At 61.6% G+C, this 25,668-nt stretch carries 21 protein-coding genes; 9 read left to right on the top strand and 12 right to left on the bottom strand.

Annotation, left to right across the window (positions count from 1 at the left end):
• Positions 1–56: 56 nt before the first annotated feature.
• From V1475_RS12575 to V1475_RS12530, 10 genes are all read right to left on the bottom strand, one after another.
• Complete coding sequence (locus V1475_RS12575; RefSeq protein WP_479413011.1) at positions 57–1,316, bottom strand: O-antigen ligase family protein; 1,260 nt, start codon at positions 1,314–1,316, stop codon at positions 57–59.
• Positions 1,313–2,533: a glycosyltransferase family 4 protein gene (locus V1475_RS12570; RefSeq protein ID WP_479413010.1), complete on the bottom strand. Its 1,221-nt coding sequence runs from the start codon at positions 2,531–2,533 to the stop codon at positions 1,313–1,315. Before V1475_RS12570 ends, V1475_RS12575 begins: the two co-directional genes overlap by 4 nt.
• Position 2,534: 1 nt before the next feature.
• Positions 2,535–3,230: a sulfotransferase family 2 domain-containing protein gene (locus V1475_RS12565; RefSeq protein ID WP_434287484.1), complete on the bottom strand. Its 696-nt coding sequence runs from the start codon at positions 3,228–3,230 to the stop codon at positions 2,535–2,537.
• Positions 3,227–4,342, bottom strand: coding sequence for a glycosyltransferase family 4 protein (locus tag V1475_RS12560; RefSeq protein WP_479413009.1), 1,116 nt, complete (start codon positions 4,340–4,342; stop codon positions 3,227–3,229). Before V1475_RS12560 ends, V1475_RS12565 begins: the two co-directional genes overlap by 4 nt.
• Positions 4,339–5,598, bottom strand: coding sequence for a lipopolysaccharide biosynthesis protein (locus tag V1475_RS12555; RefSeq protein WP_479413008.1), 1,260 nt, complete (start codon positions 5,596–5,598; stop codon positions 4,339–4,341). Before V1475_RS12555 ends, V1475_RS12560 begins: the two co-directional genes overlap by 4 nt.
• Complete coding sequence (locus V1475_RS12550; RefSeq protein WP_434287487.1) at positions 5,591–6,391, bottom strand: sulfotransferase family 2 domain-containing protein; 801 nt, start codon at positions 6,389–6,391, stop codon at positions 5,591–5,593. Before V1475_RS12550 ends, V1475_RS12555 begins: the two co-directional genes overlap by 8 nt.
• 323 nt (positions 6,392–6,714) lie before the next feature.
• Positions 6,715–7,668, bottom strand: a complete 954-nt coding sequence (locus V1475_RS12545) for a phage head spike fiber domain-containing protein (protein WP_479413007.1) — start codon at positions 7,666–7,668, stop codon at positions 6,715–6,717.
• A complete protein-coding gene (locus tag V1475_RS12540; protein WP_434287489.1) occupies positions 7,668–7,934 on the bottom strand; it encodes a spike base protein, RCAP_Rcc01079 family in 267 nt (88 codons plus the stop codon). The genes V1475_RS12545 and V1475_RS12540 overlap by 1 nt, the downstream gene beginning before the upstream one ends.
• Before the next feature lie 146 nt (positions 7,935–8,080).
• Complete coding sequence (locus V1475_RS12535; protein WP_479413006.1) at positions 8,081–9,043, bottom strand: glycosyltransferase; 963 nt, start codon at positions 9,041–9,043, stop codon at positions 8,081–8,083.
• A gap of 603 nt (positions 9,044–9,646) precedes the next feature.
• Complete coding sequence (locus tag V1475_RS12530; RefSeq protein WP_479411858.1) at positions 9,647–10,426, bottom strand: metallophosphoesterase; 780 nt, start codon at positions 10,424–10,426, stop codon at positions 9,647–9,649.
• Positions 10,427–10,736: 310 nt separating this feature from the next.
• On the opposite strand from V1475_RS12530, the gene V1475_RS12525 reads away from it, so the two are divergent.
• The 6 genes from V1475_RS12525 (at position 10,737) to V1475_RS12500 (ending at position 18,314) form a co-directional block, all read left to right on the top strand.
• Positions 10,737–12,848, top strand: coding sequence for a YjbH domain-containing protein (locus tag V1475_RS12525; RefSeq protein WP_479411857.1), 2,112 nt, complete (start codon positions 10,737–10,739; stop codon positions 12,846–12,848).
• Positions 12,845–13,513 carry a YjbF family lipoprotein gene (locus V1475_RS12520; RefSeq protein WP_434287494.1) on the top strand — a complete coding sequence of 223 codons (669 nt, stop codon included), beginning with the start codon at positions 12,845–12,847 and terminating at the stop codon, positions 13,511–13,513. The genes V1475_RS12525 and V1475_RS12520 overlap by 4 nt, the downstream gene beginning before the upstream one ends.
• Positions 13,514–13,603: 90 nt before the next feature.
• Positions 13,604–15,679, top strand: coding sequence for a GumC family protein (locus V1475_RS12515; protein WP_479411856.1), 2,076 nt, complete (start codon positions 13,604–13,606; stop codon positions 15,677–15,679).
• 163 nt (positions 15,680–15,842) lie between these two features.
• Positions 15,843–17,198 carry a polysaccharide biosynthesis/export family protein gene (locus tag V1475_RS12510; protein ID WP_434287496.1) on the top strand — a complete coding sequence of 452 codons (1,356 nt, stop codon included), beginning with the start codon at positions 15,843–15,845 and terminating at the stop codon, positions 17,196–17,198.
• A gap of 189 nt (positions 17,199–17,387) precedes the next feature.
• Positions 17,388–17,618, top strand: a complete 231-nt coding sequence (locus V1475_RS12505; RefSeq protein WP_434287497.1) for a hypothetical protein — start codon at positions 17,388–17,390, stop codon at positions 17,616–17,618.
• Between the two features lie 180 nt (positions 17,619–17,798).
• The gene (locus tag V1475_RS12500; protein WP_479411855.1) at positions 17,799–18,314 is read left to right on the top strand and encodes a hypothetical protein; all 516 of its coding nucleotides are present in this window, start codon (positions 17,799–17,801) and stop codon (positions 18,312–18,314) included.
• Between the two features lie 26 nt (positions 18,315–18,340).
• Here the strand turns inward: V1475_RS12500 and V1475_RS12495 are convergent, their stop codons facing one another.
• Positions 18,341–19,387: a helix-turn-helix transcriptional regulator gene (locus tag V1475_RS12495; protein ID WP_479413005.1), complete on the bottom strand. Its 1,047-nt coding sequence runs from the start codon at positions 19,385–19,387 to the stop codon at positions 18,341–18,343.
• Between the two features lie 101 nt (positions 19,388–19,488).
• On the opposite strand from V1475_RS12495, the gene cysD reads away from it, so the two are divergent.
• The gene (cysD, locus tag V1475_RS12490; protein ID WP_479413004.1) at positions 19,489–20,391 is read left to right on the top strand and encodes a sulfate adenylyltransferase subunit CysD; all 903 of its coding nucleotides are present in this window, start codon (positions 19,489–19,491) and stop codon (positions 20,389–20,391) included.
• A 60-nt stretch (positions 20,392–20,451) separates the two neighbouring features.
• A complete protein-coding gene (cysN, locus tag V1475_RS12485; RefSeq protein ID WP_479413003.1) occupies positions 20,452–22,359 on the top strand; it encodes a sulfate adenylyltransferase subunit CysN in 1,908 nt (635 codons plus the stop codon).
• A gap of 78 nt (positions 22,360–22,437) precedes the next feature.
• Here cysN and V1475_RS12480 read toward each other — a convergent pair whose 3' ends face one another.
• Positions 22,438–24,729 (bottom strand): Orn/Lys/Arg family decarboxylase, encoded by a 2,292-nt coding sequence (locus V1475_RS12480; protein WP_434287502.1) that lies wholly within the window; start codon positions 24,727–24,729, stop codon positions 22,438–22,440.
• Between the two features lie 446 nt (positions 24,730–25,175).
• On the opposite strand from V1475_RS12480, the gene hisI reads away from it, so the two are divergent.
• Positions 25,176–25,652, top strand: coding sequence for a phosphoribosyl-AMP cyclohydrolase (hisI, locus tag V1475_RS12475; RefSeq protein WP_479413002.1), 477 nt, complete (start codon positions 25,176–25,178; stop codon positions 25,650–25,652).
• The last annotated feature ends 16 nt before the right edge of the window (positions 25,653–25,668 follow it).

Genomic DNA, 25,668 nt, shown 5'->3' with positions numbered 1-25,668 from the left:
TCCGGCAAGCCTTGCTGCCGTACAGGGGCAAGACTGTGATCAGACGAACGGCCGCCTCACTGGCTCCGTTTTCGCGCACCGATCTGCAAGAGTACGAGTTCGCAGCAGCCAAAGCCGAACAGCACGAAAAGATGCCGCCAGTGCAACGAGTCGACCACGAAACTGTTGAACAATTGACCGATGATGGCGGCGAAGATCGCAATGCGCAACGGTTGGCGGTCGTCGCTTGTCATAATGGAGTGCGCGAGCTGAACCAACAGCAACAGGATCGCCCCGAAGAAGGCGATAAAGCCAAGCCAGCCGTTCTCCACAGCGACCTTCAGATAAATGTTATGCGTGGCGAGACCGAATTCGCTTTCGGGAAAGTGCGTGCGACCGACATAATGCCCCGGACCGACCCCCAAGGGGCGTTCGGTGATGACCTCCAGCGCATTTGCCCAGTTCGAAAATCGATTGTCGTCATAGGATTGCAATGCAAAACGGCGGGTAAAGAAATCGGCAAGATTGAGCTTGATCAGCAGCACCATGCCCGCGAGCACCGCAATGGTGGTGCCAATCGTGCTGAACAGCGAGAAGGTGACGACGGTGCGGCGCTGTCGCGCGAAAAGCGCCATCAGCACAAAGAAGATGGCGGCCGATAGCGCCGTCCCCGCCCAGGCTCCGCGCGAAAAAGCCAGAAACATGACGAACAGCATGAAGAGCGCCAGCAGCAACCCCCGAACCTTATGGCGCGCGCTCGCGCGCATACTCTGCCCGATGAGAAGAGTTGCCGCTGTTGTCATGAATGGGCCGAACACATTCGGATCTTTGAACAGAGGAGAGAGCCGCAGCGCATCATCGCTGCGAAAATACCAATCGACCGGACCGGGGGTCAGACGCAGCACAGCAAGAACCCCGATGATCGATGAAATCAGCGCAGAGATGAAAAGCGCCTTGTAAAAACGGTCGACCGCCTCTTCTCCGTAGCGCAGGGCAAAATGGGCCATCATCAGCGGGATCAGAAGCATGTACACGGTGATCGCCATATACTGTGCCCCGAACCCGGCGCTTTTCCAGAACAGGGCCGAAATCATATTGGCGAAGAAGAACACCAAGAAGGCCAGAAAGAAGGGATGCAGGTTGCGCGCAACGGCCAATTTTCCGGTGAACAGGAAAATGCCGAAGCCGAGCGCAAAGAACAAATCCGACGGCGCCGGTTCGATCAGGACGACAAACAGGAACCCCAGAAAAAGCTGCATGCACCACATGACGAGCTCTTCGAGCGAAATCGCCTGGCGCGTTTGTCTGCGATGCAGCATATCCACTTCGGCCGTCATTTACGCATGATCCCTTCCAACACATCACTGACTCGAGCGCAATGCGCTTCGGGCGTGGCAGCATAACCGCTTCGCCGCGCATAGGCCACCTGCGACATCGCCGCCACCCTGTCCGCATCGCGCAGGCCCCGCAACGCCCCGCTCAGAGCTTCGCGTTCTTCGTATACCACACCGTTCGCCCCGTCGGCGATCATCTCGGATGCGGCATTCCAACGACCGGCAATCGCAGGCACGCCGCGCGACAGCGCCTCGGCCGCAACCAGACCGAACGGTTCAGGCCAGACCGAGGGGAACACCAGCGCCCGCGCCCGGCCCAGCCACATGGCCACCTCGGCGGGGCTGACCCAGCCCATCAGCTCGGCCTCAGGATTGGCGGCCCGGATCGCATCTTCCTGCGGTCCCGCACCGAGAAACACCGCGCGCACCCCGGCAGCCTTTGCCGCGCGTGCAAAATCGAGCGCGCCTTTTTCGGGCATCAGACGACCGATGAACAGAAAAACGTCGTTCTCTTCGGCGCGCACCCGCGGCGTCCCGGCATCGATCTCGATCGGATTGAGAATGTGGTGCAGCCGCACGCCATCCGGCAGATAGGGGCGCATCGCGGCCAGTTGGGTTTCGGAGATATAGGCGATGTCACGCAGGGTACGCGGCAGCCCGCCCGGCCCCCAAAGCGCCGCCTGCCGCACCGCGCGCCAGCCCTTGTGCAAGGGCGAGCGCGCATCGCAATTCGTGCTCAGACACGACAGGCCCATCGGACGGCGGGTGCAGATTTCCTCGCGCCGGTAATCGTAGAACCCGCCATTCGGGCAGGCGAGAAAATAGTCGTGCATGGTGAACAGCGCCGGAACGCCCGATCCGCTCAACACCGGACCGAGCGCGGGCGAGAGCGCCCGCGAGAAGCTGTGGGCATGGATCGCGGTGCGTTTGGGGTCGAGCGGGGCCAGAACCTCGCGGAGCGCCCGCGCCGCGCCACGGTTCCAGATCCCCCGCCCCATCGCCCGCAGCCGGTTCGGATCGTCGAGCACGTCGGGTTCGTTCAGGCAGACCACCTCGGCCCCGCTGGCAGCGAGCCCCGGATCGACCGGACCGGTTGGGGCAAAGAAAATCACCCGATACCCCGCCGCGACCAGACCAGCCGCCTCGGTGAAGGCGACCTTGGCCGTCCCCCCGTTCAGCCTTGCGCTGTCGGTGGCGATGACGACGGTGTCCAGGGACATATCAATTCGTTCCAAAGAGTTTGTCGTAAAGTTCGTAATCCTCGGCATAAAAATCGTGCAACAGCGCGAGGTTTGCATCGTCCAGAGGGGTCTCACGCGGTCGTTTGGATTTGTTGACCTGTTTCGGAGTGAAATCGCGACCGAGACGCGTGGCGATCTCACTCATGTGACGGTCGAACTCTTCAAGCCTGCCGATATATTCGACCATCTGGTTCCCGGCCTGATCGTTGATAAACCATGCCTGCGGCGTGAAATGCACCCAGCTCAGCATCTCTCCCCTGACCCAGCGATTTTCGCGGATTGCCGTCAGCAACTCGTTGGGGCCTTGATAACCGGCCAGGTGGTCCTTGCCCCATTTTTCGTCACGATCGTTGATCGGCGCTGTCTTCAGATAATAGAAGGCGGAAATGAAGCGATCCGTCGGCTCCCGCATGATGGTGAAGGTAAAAAGCTTATCGTATTCTTGCGGATTGCGTTTGCGAAACCCGTAAGCCGGCGCATGACCATGGCCGGTATCGCGGTCATATATGGTACGATGGATGCTCATGCCCGCAGTCTTGGGAATATGAATGAAGATCGACCCGGAATCGCGCATGCTGGGGGTGATATCTGCCGTATGAACACGATTGAATTTCCAGTAGTTGTAAAAGTAAGGCTTGGCGTATCCAAACGCTGAAGCAATTTCTCTCGGTTTCATAACTTCGGTTCTCCATGTTTCGTACGAGCGATTGCCACGAGCCGGTCAATCAGTTGGTTGAAATTGCGGGCTGCGTCGAAGGCCTCGACGGCATGTGCACGCGCGGACGTACCGATTTTTGCCGCAAGGATGCGGTTCTGCGCCAGGCCTGCAAGCGCGGCGACAAAGCCCGCCTCATCGCCTGCGGGCACGGTGAACCCGGTCTCCCCCTCGAGGATCATATCGGGAATGCCACCGATCCGGCTGGCCACCGCGGGCAACCCGGCCGCCGCCGCCTCGGCCAGCACTTGTGGCGACATGTCCGATCGTGTCGGCAGGCACAACACGTCCATCTCCGGCAACAGCTCTGTGACGAGACGCGCGTTGGGCACCCTGCCATGTACCGTCGCCTTGTCTGAAAGCGCGCGCGCCGCCGGATCGCCGGAAACGATATGCAGTTCGGCAAGCTCCGCAAGCGGCCCAGCGATCCAATTGGCCAGATCGACGGCGCCTTTGCGCGCAATATCGTTGCCGATGAAGATCACCCGAAGCTTCCCTTCGCGCCCGGCCAGCCGCGCGGGCACAAACTGCGCGACATCGATCGAAGGGGGCATGACGGTGACCGCCTCCGGGGCGACGCCGCAATCGGAGATCACCGAGCGCGCCGTCCAGTGGCTCATTGGAAAGACATGGGCCGCCGCCTGCAACAGAGCCGCTTCCCGGGCCATGTCGGCCGCCGTCCACGCGCCCCGCGGCAGATCGCGTTCGATCCCGGCACGGGTGTTGTCGAGCGTCACGGTAAAGGGCATGGCGCCCGCCTGCCCAGCGAGCGCGGCGGCGGGCCAATGCGCCGCGAAATGCACGGCCTCGGAGCGAAATTCGGTCAGACCCTCTCGGATCGCACGTCCGGTGCGCCCAGCGAAGGCGTCGATCGGGTCGATGCGCCGGAACAGATGGTCCCGGGAACGCATGTTGTTGCGCTTGAAAAACAGCGTGTCGCGGCGGGTCAGCGTGACCGGGATCACCTGCGCCTCGATATCCTCACGCTGCGCCAGCACCGCTTCGAGCCGGGCGCGGTAGGTGCGCCATCCAAGGGCATCCTCAAGAACGAAACTCAAGCGTGCTTTGCTCATCGCGGGTCCCCCGTCTCGAAAGGCAGCCGTCGCAACGTCTCCCAGAGCAGACCGCTCTGCAAGGCAGCGCTGGCGATCATGCCCATCACCACCCCCGGCAGTCCGAGTGTCAGCGCCCCGATCACACTGCCGATCAGCAGCGCGACAAAGCTGACGATCCGGATTCGCAGATTAAGTCCAAAGCGGCGCGTCGCCAGAAGACCCGATTGCAGGATGGTGGCACTCGCGGTTGTTCCCGCCGCGATCATCACCAGCGCCAGAAGCGCGCCCTGCCCCGCATAATCGGCACCGAAGATCAGCACGAGCACCCAATTGCCGAACCCGAGCATCGCCAGAGACGCGATCGCCGAAGCCACCGCGACAAGCTGAAGGAAACGGCGCAATGTCCGGCGAAACGCATGCCGGTTTCCGGAAGACACGTAATGCGCCAAGCGCGCCACGATGGATTGCCCGATCGCATTGACGATCGTGGTCACCGCCTGCATGGCATAGCCAACAACGGTGAAATGCCCCAAAGCCACAAGGCCGAGGAAATGGCCGATGACATAGCGCGGCGAGGCGCCTTGCAGAGCCGACAGCAGCGCGTTGAACGCGAGCGGCAAGGAGGTGATCGCGAGTTTCCAGACCACTTTCGGCCGCACCGTTCCGTGGTCGCCAGCCCCCTGCGCCATGCGCAGCGCACGGATCAGATCGAAGCCCGCCGCAACCACGACCCAGGCCAGCAGCAGCCCGCCATAGGCCGCCGAGGTCGAGCCGGTCTGCGCGATCACGATCCAGAACAACGCCGTGCCGCCAAAGCCGCGCAAAATCAGGGAAATCGCGACATCCGACATCCGGTCGGTGCGCTGGAAGGCACCGTAACACAGCTCGGAATAGGTTTCGACACCCTTCGCCGCCCCGAAGACCAGCATCACAGTGCGCGCCAGCGGATCCACCACTGTGAAGGCCAGCAAAACGATGATCCCATACGCGACCAGGCTCGCGACGATCCGCAGGACGAGGAATTCGTGAAAACTGAACGTGCCCCGTGTGTCGGTCGCCTGATTGGCGCGGATTCCAAGGTTGAAAAACCAATAGATCGGCAAAGTGATCGCACTCACCAAGCCAAAACGACCGACATCGGCCACCGAGGCGTAGCGCGCGAGCGCAACCAGCAAAAGAAACTGGCTGATCACGTAGGAAAGCTGCCCGATCAGCCCCCAGCCGACCAATCGGCGCAGGCTGACACGGGCCTCGCCCTGCGGCGCTTCAGTCATCTGCCCCGCCTGCGCCAAACATCGCGTCCCAGACCGCGATATCGGGGGCACAGACTTCGCGGGCGCGCGCCATCAATTCGGGCGTCACCATCGTTTTGCGCGTTGCCTGAGGCTGCCGAGCCTTGTTTTCATGACCGACCTTGATGCGTACGCCCAAAGCCTGGTGCAGCGACGCCTCGAACCCAGGCAGATCGTCGAGCCGCCCGACCACGTCGAAACGTTCGCGCAGATTGGCGATGGCGCGCGCGATCAGTTCGGGTTCGGCAAGATCTGGGGCCATCGGTGCCCCGGAATAATATTCGACATAACTGGCACCGAGCCGACGTGCGCGCTCCGTGCCCAGAAAAGTCTCGAAATCCTCTTCGATTCGGGCGTGATCGTTCGGCTTCTGGTAACTCCAGAAGTAATGGGAGACGAACCGGGCGACCGGCTCCCGAAGCACGGTGATGAATTTGTAGCGCTCTGCAAACCGGGCATGGGCGATGTCCGAAAACGGCACATGCAGCGAGACGCAATGGACATCGTCGAACATGTGATAGAGCATCATCTGCTCGCGCAGTTCAGCCACGTCGACGAGCATGGCTTCCCGGTCGCTACGTCCGCTATAGGCTTCGAAGGCAAAGAAACTTTGGTCCGGCTTCACCGTCGCCTGCGACAGGATATAGCGTTTGCGCAACGCACGTCCCACCGAGGTTCCGCCACATTTCGGAACATGATGAAACACAAACCGCTGCGGCATCGTGTTTTCGACGAGGCGTGCCCGAAGAGCCTTGGCCTGATCAACGATTCCCATCTCAGCGCCACTCCCGCTTAAAGTGATCGTGGCACGGGACGACGGCCATGATCATACAAAACCATGGCAGCAAGGCCACCTCATCGAAGGATCAGGCACACAGGCAAGCCTGTCACAGGTCCAAGTCGAGGCGTAAAATCACGCGCCGGAAGATATAATCCGTTTGCTTCGGTGTGGCGTGTTTTTCCCAATGCTGCACAGCAGCTAAACTTGCCCGATTAAATGCGAAAAGCACCCCCTTGCTCGCCTTAAACGTGTCCGACGGCGCGAAAACTTGCTTATCGCCACGCCGTCGATTTTGTCGTCGCCAAGGACGCTTGGCCTTAAAGCGTGCCTGTCGGATAGAGCAGCACCCGCGCCGGGGAGAATGGCAGGGCATGCGGCGCCCACCCGGCCCCGACGCTGACGGAAAGGCTGTCTGTGGCGGAGCCGGAAGAATCAACGATCCTCAGATCATAGCTGCCCTCCGGCGCTGCCCAGGTCATGCTGTCGACAGGCCGTGTCAGCGCCGATCCGACACTGTTGATGAAACTCGTGCCGACGGTCCCGGCTTCGAACTGCGCCCCAAGCAGTGTCACGGTCGCCCCGGAGGTCGCACTGCCGGGCCCGAGCCCTATACTCAGCGTCCCGGAGTAATTCGGAGTGATGTTGAGATCCAAGCGGTAAACGTCATCGACGCCAAGCGCGGTCAGCGAGGCATTGGCGATGGGACCCGCACCTGCTCCCATATCGGTGATCTCCGTCACGCTGAACTTCACCCGGCTTTCCACGGCGCCTGCCATATTCCGCAGCGTCGCCAGAATGGCGCCCGAAGTACCGAACCTGAAGAAAGCCCGCAGGTGATAGCTCATACCGCTGGTCACGGCGGGTTCATCAATATGGTTCAGGCGATGCCAGATCAGCCCGTTCGAGGTAATTCGTATCCCCGGAAACAGACCCAGCGCATTGAGCGCAAGGTCGCTGCCGCTCGCACCGCTGAGTGCCCACCCCGTCGAAGAGTTTGCAATCGCGCGGCTCAGCAGGTTTGTCGCCGCCGTCTCGAACAGGGCCGTGCGCAACACGCCACGGGCGTCGAACCGGAGGGTGTCGACGGGATAGGACACCAACCGCCCCGCCGCATCATAGCCGAAAGCCGCAGCGGCGCGGCCGATCGAAACCCCAGAAGGGATCAGCCCCGCATCGAAGTCCCAGAACTCGACCGGTTCGATGCCGTGGACGGCATAAAGCGATCCTGCCTGATGGGGGCGTGTGATGAGATAGCGGAGTGCGGTCTGCATCACCAGCCCACCATGATCTCGCTGGCGGTGGTGCCGGTGGCATGGATGCGGGTCAGCTCGATCAGGTGCCACCCCGCAATGAGCGTCGGCGTCGTCAGGGTTTGCCCCCCTTTGGTGGTCACTTTGAGCGCGCCCGCCGCACCGACATAGACCCATTGGCTTACATGGCTCAGATCGGTGCTGTCGTTTGGCGTCACCAGGGCCAGATTGGCCGGGCCGCCCGCGCGAGCGGGAGCGCGCCCTTGAAAGTCATCAATTGCTGGCATGTCAGTTCTCCTTTGCTGTGCGCTCAAGATCACTGCTCTCGGTTAATTCATGCCTGGTTGAGTGTACGCTGTCCGGACGGGACGGAAAGCTCCATCGCCTCGCCACGATACGTGCGCAGGATTTCGGCATGCAGACGCGACATCGACTAGCGGCTTTCGTAAAGCGCCCGGCACGCCGGTCGCATCGCGCGCAACTTCGTCCGATCCAGCGTGGCAAGTCTCTCGGCCAGCGCCTCGACGCTGAGCGGATAGCTGAAGCCCTCTTTGCCTTCCTCGAAAAGCGTCTCCATCCCGGAACGTTGCGACACCACGACCGGTGTCCCGTTGCGCAAGGCCTCGGGGATAACGAGCGGCAATCCCTCCCAGCGCGAGGCCAGCACGAGCGCATCGGCGGAGCGATACCATTGGTCGACCTCGTCATGCGCAACCCATTTCACATGATCCACACCGGACGGAAAATCAGGTGCACGTCCCGCACGCACCGCGCCCCCGATCACATGCAGCTTCAGATCCGGTCTTCGCTCCTGCACAGGCGGCAGCGCCTCCATCAGGATGTCGAGCCCCTTCTGCCGGTCGAACCGCCCGATGAACAACAGGTGCAGGGCCTCGGGTTCCGACGCGAAGAGATCGTCGCGCACGTCGGCGCTCACATCCGGCACCGCATTCTCGACCAGAACATGATGCCCCCAGAAGCGATTGTCCTGCGCGATCTTCAGATCGTTGTGCGAGATATTGACGACAACATCGGCAAAGCCGCAGAGCCGTCCCTCGATGGCCCGGACGAGACGCGCTTTCGCCCCGGTATATTGTTCGCTCGCCCAGCAATGCGCGATATAGATCAAACGGGGCTTCGCCTTGCCCAGACGGAGAGTCCGGGTCAGCGCCAGTGCCAAAAGCGAAAAGGTCGAGTGGAACACCACCACATCGGGTTTTTTATCGGCACTCAGCTTTCGCAATGCCCGGAACTGATTGATCAGGCTCGCAAGTCCACGCTTGCCTCGCGTATATGTCGCCAACCTCGGATCCCCCGCCATGATCTGCGCATGCTCGTCCGGCAAAAGGAAGGTCTGGTTCGCCTCCTGCGAGTCTATCGTGGCAAGAGCCTTCATATAAACTCCGATCCCCCCAATTGCGGTTTCGCAAGTGTGCAGGACTTTGAGGCTTTCTGACATGTCGTGTACTCGCTAGATGATGGTATTTTGAAAATGAGGCCGTATCCCGGCCACCTGCCGTTTCCGGATCTCAGACGAATTCGCGGGGGCCCCGGCGCTGACCCCGAACTGAAACGCGACGGATTTAAGCCTCTGCGTCAGCTCAAAACTTGTCATATCATCCTTCGATCACAGGGGTCATAATCTCTATGATTATAAACACTATGCCAATCGTCGCTGCGTCGCAGAATCGCCTTGCGATGCAATTAGGGTAAGGGTGGTACATAAAGCCCTCCACTTCAAGCGCGGCAAAAATTTAATTATTTCGTCACAAGGTTTTGCGCGCATGGCCTGAGGCCGCAACATGAGGCAGCGCAAGGCGCCGGCTGCCCCCTCCCGTCAACCGGGTCTGGCGCGAAACGTCAGGTTCCCGCGCCAGCGCTCGCGCCCCCTTCCGGCCCAAGGCAACAAGATGTCTTCGCACGGCTCGCCATGGCGTTCAGCGAGGGTTTTCAGGTCGGCACGGCGATGCGCCGATGAGGCACGACCGCCTCGTGGGGTTTACCGGGTTCTGGCCTGGATGAACTCCATCTGCCCGTTTTCGATGATCGCCGCGGTGAGGCGTCCGGTGGCATAGGCGCCGGTGTCGATGGAAATGACGCCGTTTTTTTCCTGCGGCAGATCGACGATGGTATGGCCGTGCACGACCCACAGACCGTCGTCGCGGGCGTGTTGGCCGAAGGCCTTGTGCCCCCAGGTCAGCGCCTGTTCGGTTTGCGCCGCAATCGGCGTCGCGGGATCGGCCCCGGCATGGACCACGGCGACATTGCCGCTCCCGAACCACCGCGGGCGCGCGGCGAGCCAGTCGTGCAGGCCCTCGGGCATGACCTCCAGCAGCCGGTCCCGCGCGCGGCGCAGCGCCTCGGGCGCATTCTGCACCCCGAGCTGGAAAGCCCCGAAGCTCGCCATGGTCTGCAACCCGCCATGGCGCATCCAGCGATTTCCGGCCTGTTCCGGCTCCCGCAGGAAGGCCAGCATCATCTCTTCGTGGTTGCCGAGGAGGAACACGGTGTCGGGACGGTCCGCTTCGAGCGCCCTGAGACGGTCGAGCACCCCGGCGCTGTGATCTCCCCGGTCGATGAAATCGCCGACGAAGACCCAGCGCGCACGCGGCGCACGCGCGCAGAGCCGGTCGATCATCTTGTCCAGACAGACCAGTTCACCGTGCAGATCCCCGACAATGGCCAGCGCCGTTTCGGGGGCTGGCGGCCCCCCTTCGAAGCGCTGCGGGAGAGGCAGGTCCGTCTTCTGGGGCCTGCGGCGGAACACGTGTCTGAACACAGCTTGGTCCTTTTCAATTCGGCTTTGAGCGGACAAATCCCGCGCGCCGTCTCATCGTCTCATCGTCTTGCGCCGGTCAGAGGTCTGGCCGCTCCGGACAGGCTGCCGCCCAGTTCGACCGCAGGGGGGCAAGCCGTGGCTTCGGGTGACGATGGCATTTTACGGCTCAAATTAAGAGCAAAAAAGCGCCGATCGCTGCAAATGTTTCACGATGTCCCGTTTGACGGCACTGCCGACGCCCCCCAATATAGAGAAGAGTTTCAATGTCGGATCAGGCAAGCTATACGGGTGCCAAAGCTTGAGGTACGGTGTGACGTTTCATAAATATTTTCATGGGCTTTGGGTGTCAGCAGCCCTGTCCGCCGCCCCCGCACTGGCGCAAAATGTGGACCTCAGGTTTCCGGTCTCCACCTTCGGCACGCCCGGCCTCATTGACATGCCGACCGGAGAGGTGTTTCCCGACGGCACGCTCCACCTGAACACCGCCTTTCGCGACGGCACGCAAAGATACAATCTGAGCTTTCAGATCACACCGCGCATCTTCGGATCGTTCCGCTATTCGATCATCGACGACTACGATGCGGTGATCGGCACCCGCTACGACCGCAGTTTCGATCTGGGGTATCTGATCGCCGAGGAGACCGACCTGCGCCCCTCCGTCGTCGTGGCCCTGCGGGATTTCGGCGGGACCGGCATTTATAGCTCGGAATATGTCGCGGCCACCAAGCATTTCATGGACGAGCGCCTGTCGCTCACCGGCGGGATCGGCTGGGGGCGTCTGGGCAGCTATGGCAGCTTCGACAACCCGCTCGGCGCGCTTTCGGACACGTTCGACACCCGCGGCGCCGGTCCGTCGAGCATCACGGAAGTCGGGCGTCTGGAAACGGACCAATGGTTCCGCGGCGATGCGGCGCTGTTCGGCGGGCTGGCCTATCAGATCAGCGACCGGCTGTCTTTCCGGCTGGAATATTCCTCCGACGACTATGGGCGCGAGGTCGCGCGCACCGGCTTCGAGCACAGGACGCCCTTCAATGCCGCGCTGTCCTACGGCTTCGGCAACGGCGCGGATCTGACGGTCTATGCGCTGCACGGCTCCGAGATCGGTTTCATGGCCAACCTGCCGATCGACCCGCAGAACCCGGCCTATGCCAGCGGCATCGAAGAAGCCCCGCCTGCCCTCGTGCCGCGCCAGACCGCCGCGGCGCTGTCCTGGACCGACGGCAGCGTTGAAAGCAAGAACAGCCCGCTGTCCGCCGCGCTCCGGGATCAGGGCATCGCGCTCGAAGGCCTTACGGTCGAAGGGTCAACCGCCACGGTGCGCATGGCCAACGGGCGCTATCCGGCGGAGGCCCAGGCTCTGGGCCGCACGGCCCGGGTTCTGGCCAATCATCTGCCCGAGACGGTGACGACCTTTCGGGTGGAAAGCACCGCGAACGGGATGACCACCTCGCGCACCACGCTGCGCCGCTCCGATCTCGAGGCGCTGGAATACGATCTCGACGGCAGCTGGCGCAGCTATGTCCGCGCCGGGTTCGAGGACGCGCCCCGCACCGAGGCGACGGCGATCGCCGGGACCTATCCCAAATTCGACTGGCGCCTGAGCCCCTATTTCGATCCGGCGCTGTTCGATCCGGACAACCCCCTGCGGGCCGATCTGGGGCTTCAGGCCGAAGCCGCCTTCACGCCGGTGCGCGGGCTGATCTTCTCCGGGGCGATCCGCCAGCCGATCGTCGGCAATCTCGACGAGAGCACGCGCTCCTCCAGCTCGGTCCTGCCCCATGTGCGCACCGATGTCGTCGACTATGCCAAAGACTCCGATCTGGAGATCAAACATCTCACGGCGGAATATTTCTTCCGCCCCGGCAGGAACCTCTTTGGCCGGGTGACCGCGGGTTATCTGGAAACCATGTATGGCGGCCTGTCGACGGAACTGCTCTGGAAACCGCTCAACGGTCCGCTCGCTCTGGGCGCCGAAGTGAACTACGCGAAACAGCGGGAATTCGACCAGCTCTTCGGATTTCAGGACTACGACATCGTGACCGGCCATGCCTCGGTCTATTACGATCTCGGCCGCGGCTATCTGGGTCAGGTCGATGTCGGGCGCTATCTCGCAGGCGATTATGGCGCAACCGTCTCTCTCGACCGCGAGTTCGACAACGGCTTTCGCGTCGGCGCCTTCTTTACCCTCACGGATGTCTCCTTCGACGATTTCGGCGAAGGCTCCTTCGACAAGGGCATCCGCTTTACCGTCCCGATCGACTGGCTGAGCGGCGCGCCCGTGCAGGGCGGCTATGGCACGACCATCCGCCCGGTCCTGCGCGACGGCGGCGCGCGGCTCGATGTCCGAAACCGGCTTTACGAGGTGGTCAGGGGCAGCCAGACAAACGAGCTGGAAGACCGTTGGGGGAGGTTCTGGAGATGACCGTGAAGACCCGCATCGCGCTCGTCCTCGGCCTGTTCGCGGCTCTGAGCGGCTGTTCGTCGGACCCGAACCAATCCGCGCTCGCCCAGCAATTCCTCAACCGCTCCAAAGGCTACGACCCCGGCGCCGACTTTCTCGCAGCTCAAAACTCAGGCGCCCCGGGCTATGTGGCCGGGCTTCAGAACGGCGACAACGCCTACACGGTCTTCCTGCGTCAGACCGTCAACGCCCGGGGCGAGGAAACCTGGATCTCACCGGATCGGCTGTCTCTGGGGATGAAAGACGGGATGATGATCGCCACACGCGGCTTCGGCCACGACCAGCTCGCGGCGGATGCGCGCGAAACCTTGTCGGCGCTCACCTCGGGGCAGAATGCCGTCACCGAGCGTTTCGTCACCCTGCTCGCCGCCGGAAGCACCGCCGAGACCCTTGCCTTCCGCTGTCAGGTCACCCGCCAAAAGCAGGAACCGGTTCAGCTGAGCGACAGTTACACGGCTGACACAGACCTGTTCTATGAAACCTGCCGGAACGGCCAGATGGCGTTCCGCAACCTGTTCTGGGTGGAACGGGGCTCCCGGAGCATCGTGCAGTCGCGTCAGTGGATCAGCGAGGAGACCGGCGAATTGGCGCTCAGGCGCCTGGCCCCACAGGCGACAATTCCGTGACACCGGCGCAGAAAGCCGAGAACACGGTTGCCCTCTCTTCGGTTTTCGGATTGATTTTACAAAGTATCATGTAAAAGGAACCAGTTAGCGTTGTCCTCCTCCCCAAACATCTCCGATGACGACGTCATCGATCTTGGCGCGATGGTCGGCGCCCTGTGGCGCAAGAAACTGTGGATCATCGCAAGTGTCGTGGCCTTCGCGCTGCTGGGCGCCTTATATGTGTTTGCTCTTGCAACTCCGAAGTACCGTGCAACCTCTGTGATCCTGCTGGATGCCTCCGGCGAACAGCTTGTGGATCTCGGCGCGGTCCTGCCGAATCTGGGAACGAATTCGGAAGCCATCAACACCGAAGTCGAAGTCCTCAAAAGCCGCCGTTTGCTGGAGCGCGTCGTCACCGCCGCGAACCTGACCGAAGACCCCGAGTTCAATTCGACCCTGCGCCCGCCCGGTCTGAAGACAAAGATCAAGACCGCGCTGACGCGGTCACAGCCCGCATCTGCGAGCGAAGAGCAACAAATGACCCTGGCGATCAACGCCTTGCTGGATCGCATCTCCGTACGCAACCTGCCCAAGACCTATGTCCTGCAGGTCACGGTCGAGACCGGGGCCGCGCAAAAATCCACCCGCCTCGCAGATACGATCGCCGAACAATACATCCTGTATCAGATGGACGTGAAATTCGAGGCGACACGCGATGCCTCCGAATGGCTCACCACCCGGGTCGCAGATCTGAAAGTGGATCTGGAACAGGCCGAAGCACGCGTCTCCGAGTTCTCGACCAATTCGGAAGTGGTCAGCATCGAAACCGTCCAGGCACTCGAACGTCAGCTCAAGGAGCTGCGCGAGCGGCTTCAGACCATGCGCAGCGCGCTGCAAAGCGAAACCGCACGGCTCGACGCGCTGACCGAGGCGGAAAACGCCCCCGCCGGACAGAAAGTCGACGTGGCGGGCGACCCGCGCCTGACGACGATTTATCATGAAGCCGGCGAGGGTGCCGCCTTCGACGCCCGCTTCGGTCAAATTCTCATGCAAGCCACCACCCAGATGCAACGCACAGAGGCGCAGGTTCGCTCCCTCGAAGCCAGCATTGCCCTGCGGGAGGCCGATATTGCGCGACAAAGCGACGAGTTGATCCAGCTTCAGCAACTCACCCGCGAAGCCGAGGCCAGCCGCCTGCTTTACGAATATTTCCTCAGCCGTCTCAAGGAAACCTCCGCTCAGGAAGGCATTCAACAGGCGGACAGCCGCATCCTGTCCAATGCCGTCCTGCCGGGCGGTCCCGCCGAACCCCGCAAATCGCTTATTCTGGCCATCTCCATGATCCTCGGCGCCATGGCCGGAAGTGCCTTTGTCCTGCTGTGGGAAATGCGGCAGAACGGGTTCCGCCAGGCCTCCGAACTCGAATCGGAAACCGGCCTGCCCGTGATGGGACAAATCCCGCTTTTGCCATCGGACAACCGCCGCGAAGGGCTGGAATATCTCGCCGAGAAACCGGCCTCCGCCCAGGCGGAGGCGATCCGCAACCTGCGCACATCCGTGATGTTGTCCGGTTTGGACAAGACACCGCAGATCATCATGCTGACCTCCTCCCTGCCCGGCGAAGGGAAAACCACGATCTCCTTTGCCCTGGCCCAGAATTTCGTCGGGCTCGGCAAAAAGGTTCTCCTGCTCGAAGGCGATATCCGGCGCAGGGTGTTCAGCCAGTACCTCGACGTCAAGGACGCCAAGGGGCTGATGGCGGTGCTCGCCAATGAGATCTCCCTCGAGGACGCGGTCATTCATGACCCGGTGATGAAGGCCGACATTCTCATCAGCGAACCCAGCACGGTCAACGCCGCGGATATCCTGTCCTCCGAACGATTCGCCGCCTTCCTGGAAACCGCGCGGAACGCCTATGACATGGTCATTATCGACACGCCGCCGGTGCTCGTGGTCCCCGATGCGCGGGTTCTCGCGCAACATGCCGATGCCCTGCTCTTCACCGTCCATTGGGACAAGACCACCAAAACCCAGCTCCAGAACGCGCTGCGCATGTTCGAGACCGTCGGGGTCAGCGTCAGCGGGCTGGTGCTCAACCAGATCGACCCGAAAGGCATGAAAAACTATGGCTACGGGGATTCCTATGGGGCCTACGGGGCTTATGGCGCCAAGTATTACACAAACTGACCAGTTCTCAGGACATGTGCCCCCCATGACAAGCCCCATGACACGCCCCGGATGTGCGACGCCTCGCGCGCGCATCCTTCGCAAAAAAGAAAACCGAATGGCTGCGCCCGTCGTTTTTCGCTATGACACTCTCACGCCGTGACTTTGAACAAGGACTGACCCGTTGCGTATTGCAGTTGCTTTTATCACGACCCTCGCGCTCTCGTCCTGCGGCGCCGCCTATCACAGTCAGCGGGTGGTTTCCGGCACAACGAACGAGGCCAAAGTCCGTGTCGTCGATGTCACCCCCCAGTCCGTGATGATCGCCAATCGCTCCGCCTATACACCACACGACCTGCCTGCGGCGTTCAAAACCACCGCCGGGACCGGCAGCGGGCTGCGCGGCACCGGAGACGTGCCCGAACCGGCGTATACCGCGCAAACCCGACCCGGCGCGCTGGAAACACGCCTGCCCCCCGCAACCGCCGCGCAACCCTATAAAATCGGCATCGGAGACGTGGTGTTGCTCGCAACGCCCACCGGCACCTCAATCGAGGAACTCTCCGGCCTGCTGGCCGCCCAGAACAGCCGCCAGGGCTATACCGTCCAGGATGACGGCAGCATCGCCATCCCCGATGTCGGCCGTGTGGCCATTGCCGGGCTGACCCTTGAAGAGGCCGAAGCGACCCTGTTCCAAAGTCTCGTCGCCGCGCAGATCGAACCGACCTTCAGCCTTGAGATCTCCCAGTTCAACTCCAAGAAAGTCTCCATCGGCGGCGCGGTCTCCGCCCCCGGCGTGATCCCCGTCACTCTGACGCCGCTCTATCTCGACGAAGCCCTGGCACAGGTCGGCGGCACCACCGCCGCAAGCCTCGGTTACACCTCCGTGCGGATTTACCGCGATGGCACGATCTACCAGGTGCCGCTCGAAGCGCTCTACGCCAACAGCCGCATTCAGAAGATCCCCCTTCTGGCCGGCGACAGCGTCTTTGTCGATGACACCTATCAGCTGGATCAGGCCTCCGCGTATTTCGCGCAACAGATTCAACTCGCCGAATATCGTCAGGGCGCGCGAAGCTCCGCCCTGTCGCAATTGCAGACCGAAGTCTCGCTGCGTCGCGGGCAACTCGAAGAAGCCCGCTCCAATTATCAGGCGCAAGTCGCGCTGGATGCCACCCAACGGGACTATGTCTATCTGACCGGCGAAGTCAGACAGCAGGGCCGCTTCACCCTCCCGCTCGGACGGCAAGCCAGCCTGGCCGACGCGCTCTATGAGGGCGGCAGAGGGCTCGCCATTCAAACCGCAGATCCCCGACATATCTACGTGCTGCGCGGCTCGGAAGACCCCATGGCCTTCGATGCCCTCACCGCCTGGCAGCTGAACACGAAGAACGCCGCCTCTCTGACCCTGGCCGCACGGTTCGAATTGCGTCCCAACGACATCATCTTTGTCGCCGAACAACCCGTCACGAAATGGAACCGCACCATCAGCCAGATCACGCCTGCGCTCATCAACAGAGGCCTGACCGCGCTCGAATAGGAAAGGCGCGCGCATAATTCTGAGCCAGTCTGCGCTATTTTTTGCGCAAGGCCGGCAAACCGGTGCGAAAAAACAGAAACGACACGTTTTTCGATGCCATCGCAGCCTGAATCGCGTATGCTATCGTTAAGGTTGAAACACTGCCCCTGAAGTTTCCGGGGCAGATTCCATCAATATAGTGAGTACACCATGTCCAAATATGCCGTTTTGCTGATGTCCGCTCTCGCCCTCTCCGCCCCCGCGGCCTTCGCTCAGGACACGGGCGAGCCGAATGGCGATGAGATCCGTCTGCCGCCCCCGGGCGATGTGCAGAACTTGCTGCCCCTGCTGGCACCGACCATTGGTCTTCTGGGGGTGGCGCTGGCGAACGGAGGCGGCAGCTCCTCGACCAGCACAACCAGCACAACCTCGACCAACTAAGCCGCTCGAGACGCGTTCGGAGAAGATAGAAAAGGCACCCTCCCCGGGTGCCTTTTCCGTTGTCCGCCGCGCACCGGATCAACACTTCCTTAGGCTTTCTCTGCTCTAATCCCACCTGAACCGATGGGGATCGGTGTTCCGGGGTGAGAACACCCCCGACTTGTCACGTGGGGTGATTTCATGTTTTCCGAACCGACCGTCCGTGCGCCCTCGGCGCGCGCCAGAAACCTGTGCGCCCTTGTCGCACCCCTTCTCGCCTTGACCCTGTGCCTCTCCCTCTGGAGCACAAACGCACAGGCCGCCCGGCCAAAATCGCAACAGCCCGGCGCAACGATCGTCATCAACGGCGACCCGGGCGGCAGCGTCCGCGCCCGCTACAACGAAATCGAAGAAATCAACAGACTCGGCCAACGCATCGAAATCCGCCGCGGCGCCTGCCTGTCCAGCTGCACAATGTTCCTCGGCGCCGACAACGTCTGCGTCTCGCCGCAAGCCAGCTTCGGATTCCACGGCCCCTACAGGTTCGGACAAAAACTCACTCCCGAGGAGTTCGACCAATGGTCCAAATTCATCGCCTCTCATTACCCCCCAGCAATCCGCCACTGGTACATGACAAAGGCAAGGTACAAAACCTACAGCCCAGCACACATCTCCGGCGCCGAACTCATCAGACTCGGTGTCCAAAAATGTGAGTGAAAACAAGGCCGGGCGAGGACCATCCTTCAGGCAACGCCCGGGTCCGGCCCCAGCCAAACCGCACTTCTGAGAAGGGCACGCACAACATCGGCCTGCCCCGAGACCCCCATCCGGGCGAAGAGCCGCTTCGAGTTGCTTCGGGCGGTCTCAACGGTCCAGCCCAACTGGCCCGCGGCCTCAGACAGGCTCAACCCGTCGCACAGGGCGACCGCAAGCCGGGCTTCGCTCCGGTTCAGATGGAATGCGGACATGACCCAGGTGAGCGGCAGATGGCTGGCAGTCACCTCATGCCGCACACGGCCCACCACTTCGGGAAACCCGGCATACTCCTCGACCGACAACACCATCTGCACCGGTGGGGCGGTTGAAAGCCAGAGGATCTGCGGCCCGGTTTCGCCCGCCGCCAAGGCGCTCAAGGCCTCCCGCAAGCCGCCTGCATGCGACGCCGGGAACAAAAGCCACCCCTCCGCACTCAGCCGAATGCCCGCCAGCGCTTCAAGCCGTCCGGCCAGCCCCGGGGCCATGGAGGCGACCTGCCCCGAGCGGCTGAACAAAATCCATCCTGCGCCCAATCCGGCAGACACCCGATGCGCGAGGACCCCGTGCGCACGCTCCTGACGGAGCCTCTGCCAGCCCTGCACCGCCGGGGCGAGATAGGGCAGAAGGTTCGACAGGTGCTGCCCGTCGATGGCCCGAAAATCCTCGTCACGGCGCCTGAGAAGAAGCACGCCCCAGCTGTTTTGCGCGATCCGCCATCGTATGGCGCGCAGGGGACAGAGGGTGGCCTCCGCCCCGAGGCCGGACGGCAGATCGAACTGAGAATAAACCCGGCTCGTGCGCATCTGACCGCTCTCGGAGATGTCCGGTCCGGCCCAATCCTCCCCCACCTGCCAGCGGGCGACAGGCTGGCCGTTTTCAATCAGATACATTTTCGCTGTGTCGGCATGAGTGATCTCGGCGAGAGCCGTCAGGAAATCCGCCCAGCTCGTCCCCGCATCGGCCAAATCTGGCTCCGGGGATCGGCCGATTGCCGCCGACATCAAGGTTGTCAGAAGGTAAGTTTCGTTCGACATCAGCGCACATCCCCATGAGACCCCCCATATGGGGGGTTCCCTTGACGTCAGATAAGATTAAATGGGCAGAACATTCAATTCAGAAGATCAGAGAGGGCCTTATGGCCAGCAAAACCCTCACCCATCTCCAGAAGCTCGAAGCCGAAAGCATCCACATCATGCGTGAAGTGGTGGCCGAGGCCGAGAATCCCGTCATGCTCTACAGCGTCGGCAAGGACAGCGCCGTGATGCTGCATCTGGCGAAAAAGGCGTTTTACCCGTCGCCGCCGCCCTTCCCGCTTTTGCATGTGGATACGACCTGGAAATTCCAGGACATGTACAAGCTGCGCGACAAGGCGGCGAAAGACGCGGGCATGGAATTGCTGGTCTATCAGAACCCGGAGGCCAAGGAACGCGGCATCAACCCGTTCGATCACGGCTCGCTGCACACCGACATGTGGAAGACCGAGGGTCTGAAACAGGCGCTCGACAAATACGGCTTTGACGCCGCCTTCGGGGGCGCACGCCGGGACGAGGAAAAGGCCCGTGCCAAGGAGCGCGTGTTCTCCTTCCGCTCTGCCAATCACCGCTGGGACCCGAAGAACCAGCGCCCGGAGCTTTGGAACCTCTACAACGCGCGCAAGGCCAAGGGTGAGAGCGTGCGGGTCTTCCCGATCTCCAACTGGACCGAGCTCGATATCTGGCAATACATTCACCTTGAGGGCATCGAGATCGTGCCGCTCTATTTCTCCGCCCCGCGCCCGACCGTGGTGCGCGACGGGCTGATCCTGATGGTGGACGACGACCGTTTCCCTCTGAATGGCGAGGAACCGGTGATGCGCTCCGTTCGTTTCCGCACGCTCGGGTGCTACCCGCTGACGGGGGCCGTGGAGAGCGAGGCGAAAACGCTGCCCGAGGTGATTCAGGAGATGCTTCTGACCACCACCTCCGAGCGTCAGGGCCGTGCGATCGACCACGATCAGGCCGCCTCGATGGAGAAGAAAAAACAGGAAGGCTATTTCTGAGCGCGCCCAAAGCGCCGCGCCAGTCGCCCGTCTTTCCTCCCAGTTTAGGTACATATTCGCATGACGACCCCGGATCCCATCTACAAAACCGACGCGCTGATCGCCGAGGACATCGACAAATATCTCGAAACCCATCAGCACAAGACCATGCTGCGGTTCATCACCTGTGGCTCCGTCGATGACGGCAAATCCACGCTGATCGGCCGCCTGCTCTACGATTCAAAAATGATCTTCGAGGATCAGCTCGCCGCGCTCGAAGCCGACAGCAAACGCTCCGGCACCCAGGGCGAAGAGATCGACTTCGCGCTTCTCGTGGACGGTCTGGCCGCCGAGCGCGAACAGGGCATCACCATCGACGTCGCGTACCGCTTTTTCGCCACCGAGAAGCGCAAGTTCATCGTCGCCGACACGCCCGGCCACGAACAATATACCCGCAACATGGTGACCGGTGCCTCGACCGCCGATCTCGCCGTGATTCTGATCGACGCGCGCAAGGGCATCCTGACCCAGACCCGCCGTCACAGCTATATCGTCAAGCTTCTGGGCATTCGCCACGTTGTCCTCGCGGTCAACAAAATGGACCTCGTGGGCTACGATCAGGCTGAGTTCGACAAGATCGTCTCCGACTACAAGAGCTTTGCCGACAGCATCGGCATCGACAGCTTCACCGCGATCCCGATTTCCGGATTCAAGGGCGACAACATCACCGGCCCGAGCGAAAACACGCCCTGGTACACCGGCACCGCCCTTCTGCCGCTTCTGGAAACCGTCGAGTTGCAGGACAGCGTCGAGCAAGAAGGCCCGTTCCGCATGCCGGTTCAGTGGGTCAACCGTCCGAACCTCGATTTCCGCGGCTTCTCCGGCCTGATTGCCTCGGGCACCGTGAAACCCGGCGATGAGGTGCGGGTGCTGCCCTCGGGCAAGACCTCGACCGTGGCGCGCATCGTCACCTTTGATGGCGATCGCGATCTGGCCGTGGCGGGTGAATCCATCACGCTCACGCTCGCCGATGAGATCGACTGTTCGCGCGGTCAGGTCATCGTCGCCGCCCAGTCGCCGCTTGAGGTGGCCGACCAGTTCGAAACCACACTGGTGTGGATGGACGAGCACAACCTCCTGCCGGGTCGCGCCTATTGGATGAAGATCGGCACCCAGACCGTGTCCGCCACGGTGCATGAGCCGAAATACGAGGTGAACGTCAACACGCAGGAGCATCTCGCGTCCAAGACGCTGGATCTCAACGCCATCGGCGTCGCGAATATCACGACCGACCGCGAAATTCCCTTCGCGTCTTACAACACCTCCCGCGATCTCGGCGGCTTCATCCTGATCGACAAGATCACCAATCAGACGGTGGCGGCGGGCATGATCCATTTCGCCCTGCGCCGCGCCCAGAACATCCACTGGCAAGCCACCGACATCGGTCGCGAACACCACGCCTCGATGAAGCACCAGAAACCCGCCGTTCTGTGGCTCACCGGCCTCTCCGGCTCCGGCAAATCGACGATTGCCAATATCGTCGAACTCAAACTGGCGCGGATGAACCGCCACACCTTCCTCCTCGACGGGGACAACGTGCGGCACGGGCTGAACAAGGATCTGGGCTTTACCGAAGCCGACCGGATCGAAAATATCCGCCGGATCGGCGAGGTGGCCAAGCTGATGACCGATGCCGGTCTGATCGTGATCACCGCGTTCATTTCGCCCTTCCGCTCGGAACGCAACATGGTGCGTTCGATGATGCAACCGGGCGAGTTCATGGAGATTTTCATCGACACGCCGCTGGAAGTGGCCGAGGGGCGCGATGTGAAAGGGCTTTATGCCAAGGCACGTGCCGGAGAGTTGAAGAACTTCACCGGGATCGACAGCCCCTATGAACATCCGGAAGCCCCGGAGATTCGGATCGACACCACGCTGATGACGCCGGAAGAAGCGGCCGACGCCATCATCGCCCGCCTGATCCCGTAACCGACCCCTTGCCCGCAGCTTTGAATGTCAAGCTGCGGGCAAGTTTCTTTTGCGCTGAACGGTGGAATTGTCCGGGGGTTACCCGGCCACGCAATCCGCGAAATAGGACGTCACCCCATCCTCGTCCTTCTCGACGACGAGACCGTGGATATCCGTCTCGAACCCCGGACATTCGCGGGCAAACTCGCGGTTGAACCGGAGATAGGCGACGATCTTGGCGTTGAACACCTCCCCCGGGATCAACAGCGGGATGCCCGGCGGATAGGGTGTCACGAGACTGGTGGTGATGCGGCCTTCGAGATCGTCGATCGCCACCCGCTCCGTCTTGCGCCGGGCGATGCAGGCGAAAGCGTCCGAGGGCGTCATCGCCGGGTGGTGGTCGCTCAGGTAAATCTCGGTCGAGAGCCGCGCCACATCATATTTGGCATACAGTTCATGCACATGCTGGCTCAGGTCCTTGAGCCCCATGCGCTCGTAGCGCGGTTGTGCGGCGGCGAATTCCGGCATCACCCGCCACAGCGGCTGGTTGCGGTCGTAATCGTCCTTAAACTGCTGAAGCGCCGCCAGAAGCGTGTTCCAGCGCCCCTTGGTGATGCCGATGGTGAACAGGATGAAGAAGGAATAGAGCCCGGTCTTTTCCACCACGACGCCATGTTCGGCGAGATATTTCGACACGATGGAGGCCGGGATACCGGCCGCATCGAACTGGCCGTCGATGTTCAGCCCGGGGGTGACGATGGTCGCCTTGATCGGGTCGAGCATATTGAAGCCCGGCGCCATGTCGCCGAACCCGTGCCAGCTGTCCGAACCGGTGGGTTCCACCCCTTCCGCATCGGTCTTTTTCAGAACCCAGTCGCGGGTGCGGCCCATGCCGTCCTGATTGTGGTCGAAATCGTCCGGCCCCCAGACCTTGAACCACCAGTCCTCGCCATATTCCTCGTCGACCTTCATCATGGCGCGGCGGAATTCGAGACTTTCGACGATGCTCTCCTCGACCAAGGCCGTGCCGCCCGGCGGCTCCATCATTGCGGCGGCGACATCGCAGGAAGCGATGATCGAATATTGCGGGCTGGTCGAGGTGTGCATGAGGTAGGCTTCGTTGAACAAAGCCCGGTCCAGTTTGGTCTCGACGGCATCCTGCACCAACACATGGCTGGCCTGCGAAATCCCGGCCAAAAGCTTGTGCACCGATTGCGTCGCATAGGTCACGGATGTTCTGGTCCGCTCGCGTTTGCGCCCCATGGCGTGATACTGGCCATAGAAGGAATGGAAAGCCGCATGCGGCAGCCAGGCTTCGTCGAAATGCAGGTTCTCGACCCAGCCGTCCAGCAGGCTCTTGATCACCTCGGTGTTGTACAAAACCCCGTCATAGGTCGACTGGGTCAAGGTCAAGATGCGCGGCTTGACCTTGTCGATGTCATAACCTTCCAAAAGCGGGTTCGCCGCCATCTTCGCCTTGATCGCCTCCGGTTCGAATTCCGAGCGCTGGATCGGGCCGATGATGCCCCAATGGTTGCGAGTCGGCTTCAGGAACACCGGGATCGCACCGCACATGATGATCGAATGCAGGATCGACTTGTGGCAGTTGCGGTCCACGACGACCACGTCGCCCGGCGCCACCGTGTGGTGCCAGACCATCTTGTTCGACGTGGAGGTGCCATTGGTGACGAAGAAACAGTGATCGGCATTGAAAATCCGCGCCGCGTTCCGCTCCGACGCGCCGATGGCGCCGTTATGATCCAGAAGCTGGCCCAGTTCCTCGACCGCATTGCAGACATCCGCGCGCAGCATGTTTTCGCCGTAGAACTGGTGATACATCTGGCCGATGGGCGATTTCAGAAAGGCGACACCGCCGGAATGCCCCGGACAGTGCCACGAATACGACCCATCCTCGGCGTAATCCAGCAATGCCTTGAAGAACGGCGGCTGGATGCTTTCGAGATAGGATTTCGCCTCGCGGATGATGTGCTTGGCGACGAAATCCGGCGTGTCCTCGAACATGTGGATAAAGCCGTGCAGCTCGCGCAGAATGTCGTTCGGCAAATGCCGCGAGGTTTTCGTTTCGCCATAGACATAGATCGGCACATCGGCGTTTTTCCAGCGCACCTCCTCGATAAACTTGCGCAGGTTCACCACGACCGGATCGAGATCGGGCCCCGGGCTGAACTCCTCGTCGTCGATCGACAAGACAAAGGCCGAGGCGCGGCTTTGTTGTTGGGCGAACTGGCTGAGATCACCGTAGCTGGTCACCCCCAGCACCTCGAAGCCTTCGACCTCGATCGCATCGGCCAGAGCACGAATTCCGAGACCAGAGGTGTTCTCGGAGCGAAAATCTTCGTCGATGATGACAATAGGAAAACGGAACTTCATGATGTCTCCGAGTTAAAGCGCTCCGCCAAAAACCTGAGACACAGCTTTTGGCGGAGCGCTGTAAGATATACGCATTGCACGCGCCTCGCCTTTATCTGATGCCTCAGGTTAAAGGCGTGACGCTTTAGGTTCGGGACTGTTTTTCCCCTCACCGCATCCGCCGTCAAGAGACCGCGCTCATTTGTGTCGATCTCGGCAGAGATTTTCCGCTCTCTCCCCCGGCCCGCACTCCGGCACAGACGGCATCCGGGTTTCAGCGACCGACATCGTCACCCGAGCGGATCGGTCGCGCTCCGCCTCGCGTTCGGGGTCCTCGCATCCGTCTCCGGCAGGCCTGTGTCCTTGCTCTGCGACTGAGCCGGGCCTGTGATGATTTTCCTCTTTCCGTCATGCGACGAGGATGTGTAATATTATAACAAATCCAACAAAAGGAGCGAAAAGCTGCAATGATCAAATCTTCGACCGAATTCGCCCCACACACCTCTGTTTTGCAGGTCGAAGAAGGCACGGATCTGGCACCGAAATTCAACGCCGACGGTTTTATCCCCGTGATCACCACCGATCATGAGAGCGGAGAGGTTCTGATGATGGGGGTGATGTCGCCGGACGCGCTGAGCCGCAGCATCGAAACCGGCGAGGCGCATTACTGGAGCCGCGCGCGCAACTGCCTCTGGCACAAGGGCGCGACCAGCGGGCTGGTGCAGAAGATCGTCGAAATGCGGATCGACGACGATCAGGATGCGGTCTGGCTTCGGGTCGCGATCAACGGCGGCGCAAGCTGCCATGTTGGTTATCGGTCGTGCTTTTACCGCTCGGTTCCGCTGGGCGGCACGGGTGCACCGACACTCAGGTTCGAGGAAAGCGAAAAGGGCTTCGATCCGCTCGCCGTCTATGGCGATGCGCCCAACCCGACCCGGCTTTGACAGCTTGTGGGCATGC

The sequence above is a fragment of the Celeribacter sp. SCSIO 80838 genome (genome assembly GCF_056498065.1).
The sequence above is the reverse complement of the archived record's forward strand: the minus strand, read 5'-3'. Positions and strand labels throughout refer to the sequence as shown.

Excerpts from the sequence above, each read along its gene's own strand:
- V1475_RS12575 (WP_479413011.1), bottom strand. The coding sequence starts at position 1,316 with ATGACGGCCGAAGTGGATATGCTGCATCGCAGACAAACGCGCCAGGCG.
- V1475_RS12570 (WP_479413010.1), bottom strand. The coding sequence starts at position 2,533 with ATGTCCCTGGACACCGTCGTCATCGCCACCGACAGCGCAAGGCTGAAC.
- V1475_RS12565 (WP_434287484.1), bottom strand. The coding sequence starts at position 3,230 with ATGAAACCGAGAGAAATTGCTTCAGCGTTTGGATACGCCAAGCCTTAC.
- V1475_RS12560 (WP_479413009.1), bottom strand. The coding sequence starts at position 4,342 with ATGAGCAAAGCACGCTTGAGTTTCGTTCTTGAGGATGCCCTTGGATGG.
- V1475_RS12555 (WP_479413008.1), bottom strand. The coding sequence starts at position 5,598 with ATGACTGAAGCGCCGCAGGGCGAGGCCCGTGTCAGCCTGCGCCGATTG.
- V1475_RS12550 (WP_434287487.1), bottom strand. The coding sequence starts at position 6,391 with ATGGGAATCGTTGATCAGGCCAAGGCTCTTCGGGCACGCCTCGTCGAA.
- V1475_RS12545 (WP_479413007.1), bottom strand. The coding sequence starts at position 7,668 with ATGCAGACCGCACTCCGCTATCTCATCACACGCCCCCATCAGGCAGGA.
- V1475_RS12540 (WP_434287489.1), bottom strand. The coding sequence starts at position 7,934 with ATGCCAGCAATTGATGACTTTCAAGGGCGCGCTCCCGCTCGCGCGGGC.
- V1475_RS12535 (WP_479413006.1), bottom strand. The coding sequence starts at position 9,043 with ATGAAGGCTCTTGCCACGATAGACTCGCAGGAGGCGAACCAGACCTTC.
- V1475_RS12520 (WP_434287494.1), top strand. The coding sequence starts at position 12,845 with ATGACCGTGAAGACCCGCATCGCGCTCGTCCTCGGCCTGTTCGCGGCT.
- V1475_RS12505 (WP_434287497.1), top strand. The coding sequence starts at position 17,388 with ATGTCCAAATATGCCGTTTTGCTGATGTCCGCTCTCGCCCTCTCCGCC.
- V1475_RS12500 (WP_479411855.1), top strand. The coding sequence starts at position 17,799 with ATGTTTTCCGAACCGACCGTCCGTGCGCCCTCGGCGCGCGCCAGAAAC.
- V1475_RS12495 (WP_479413005.1), bottom strand. The coding sequence starts at position 19,387 with ATGTCGAACGAAACTTACCTTCTGACAACCTTGATGTCGGCGGCAATC.
- cysD (WP_479413004.1), top strand. The coding sequence starts at position 19,489 with ATGGCCAGCAAAACCCTCACCCATCTCCAGAAGCTCGAAGCCGAAAGC.
- cysN (WP_479413003.1), top strand. The coding sequence starts at position 20,452 with ATGACGACCCCGGATCCCATCTACAAAACCGACGCGCTGATCGCCGAG.
- V1475_RS12480 (WP_434287502.1), bottom strand. The coding sequence starts at position 24,729 with ATGAAGTTCCGTTTTCCTATTGTCATCATCGACGAAGATTTTCGCTCC.
- hisI (WP_479413002.1), top strand. The coding sequence starts at position 25,176 with ATGATCAAATCTTCGACCGAATTCGCCCCACACACCTCTGTTTTGCAG.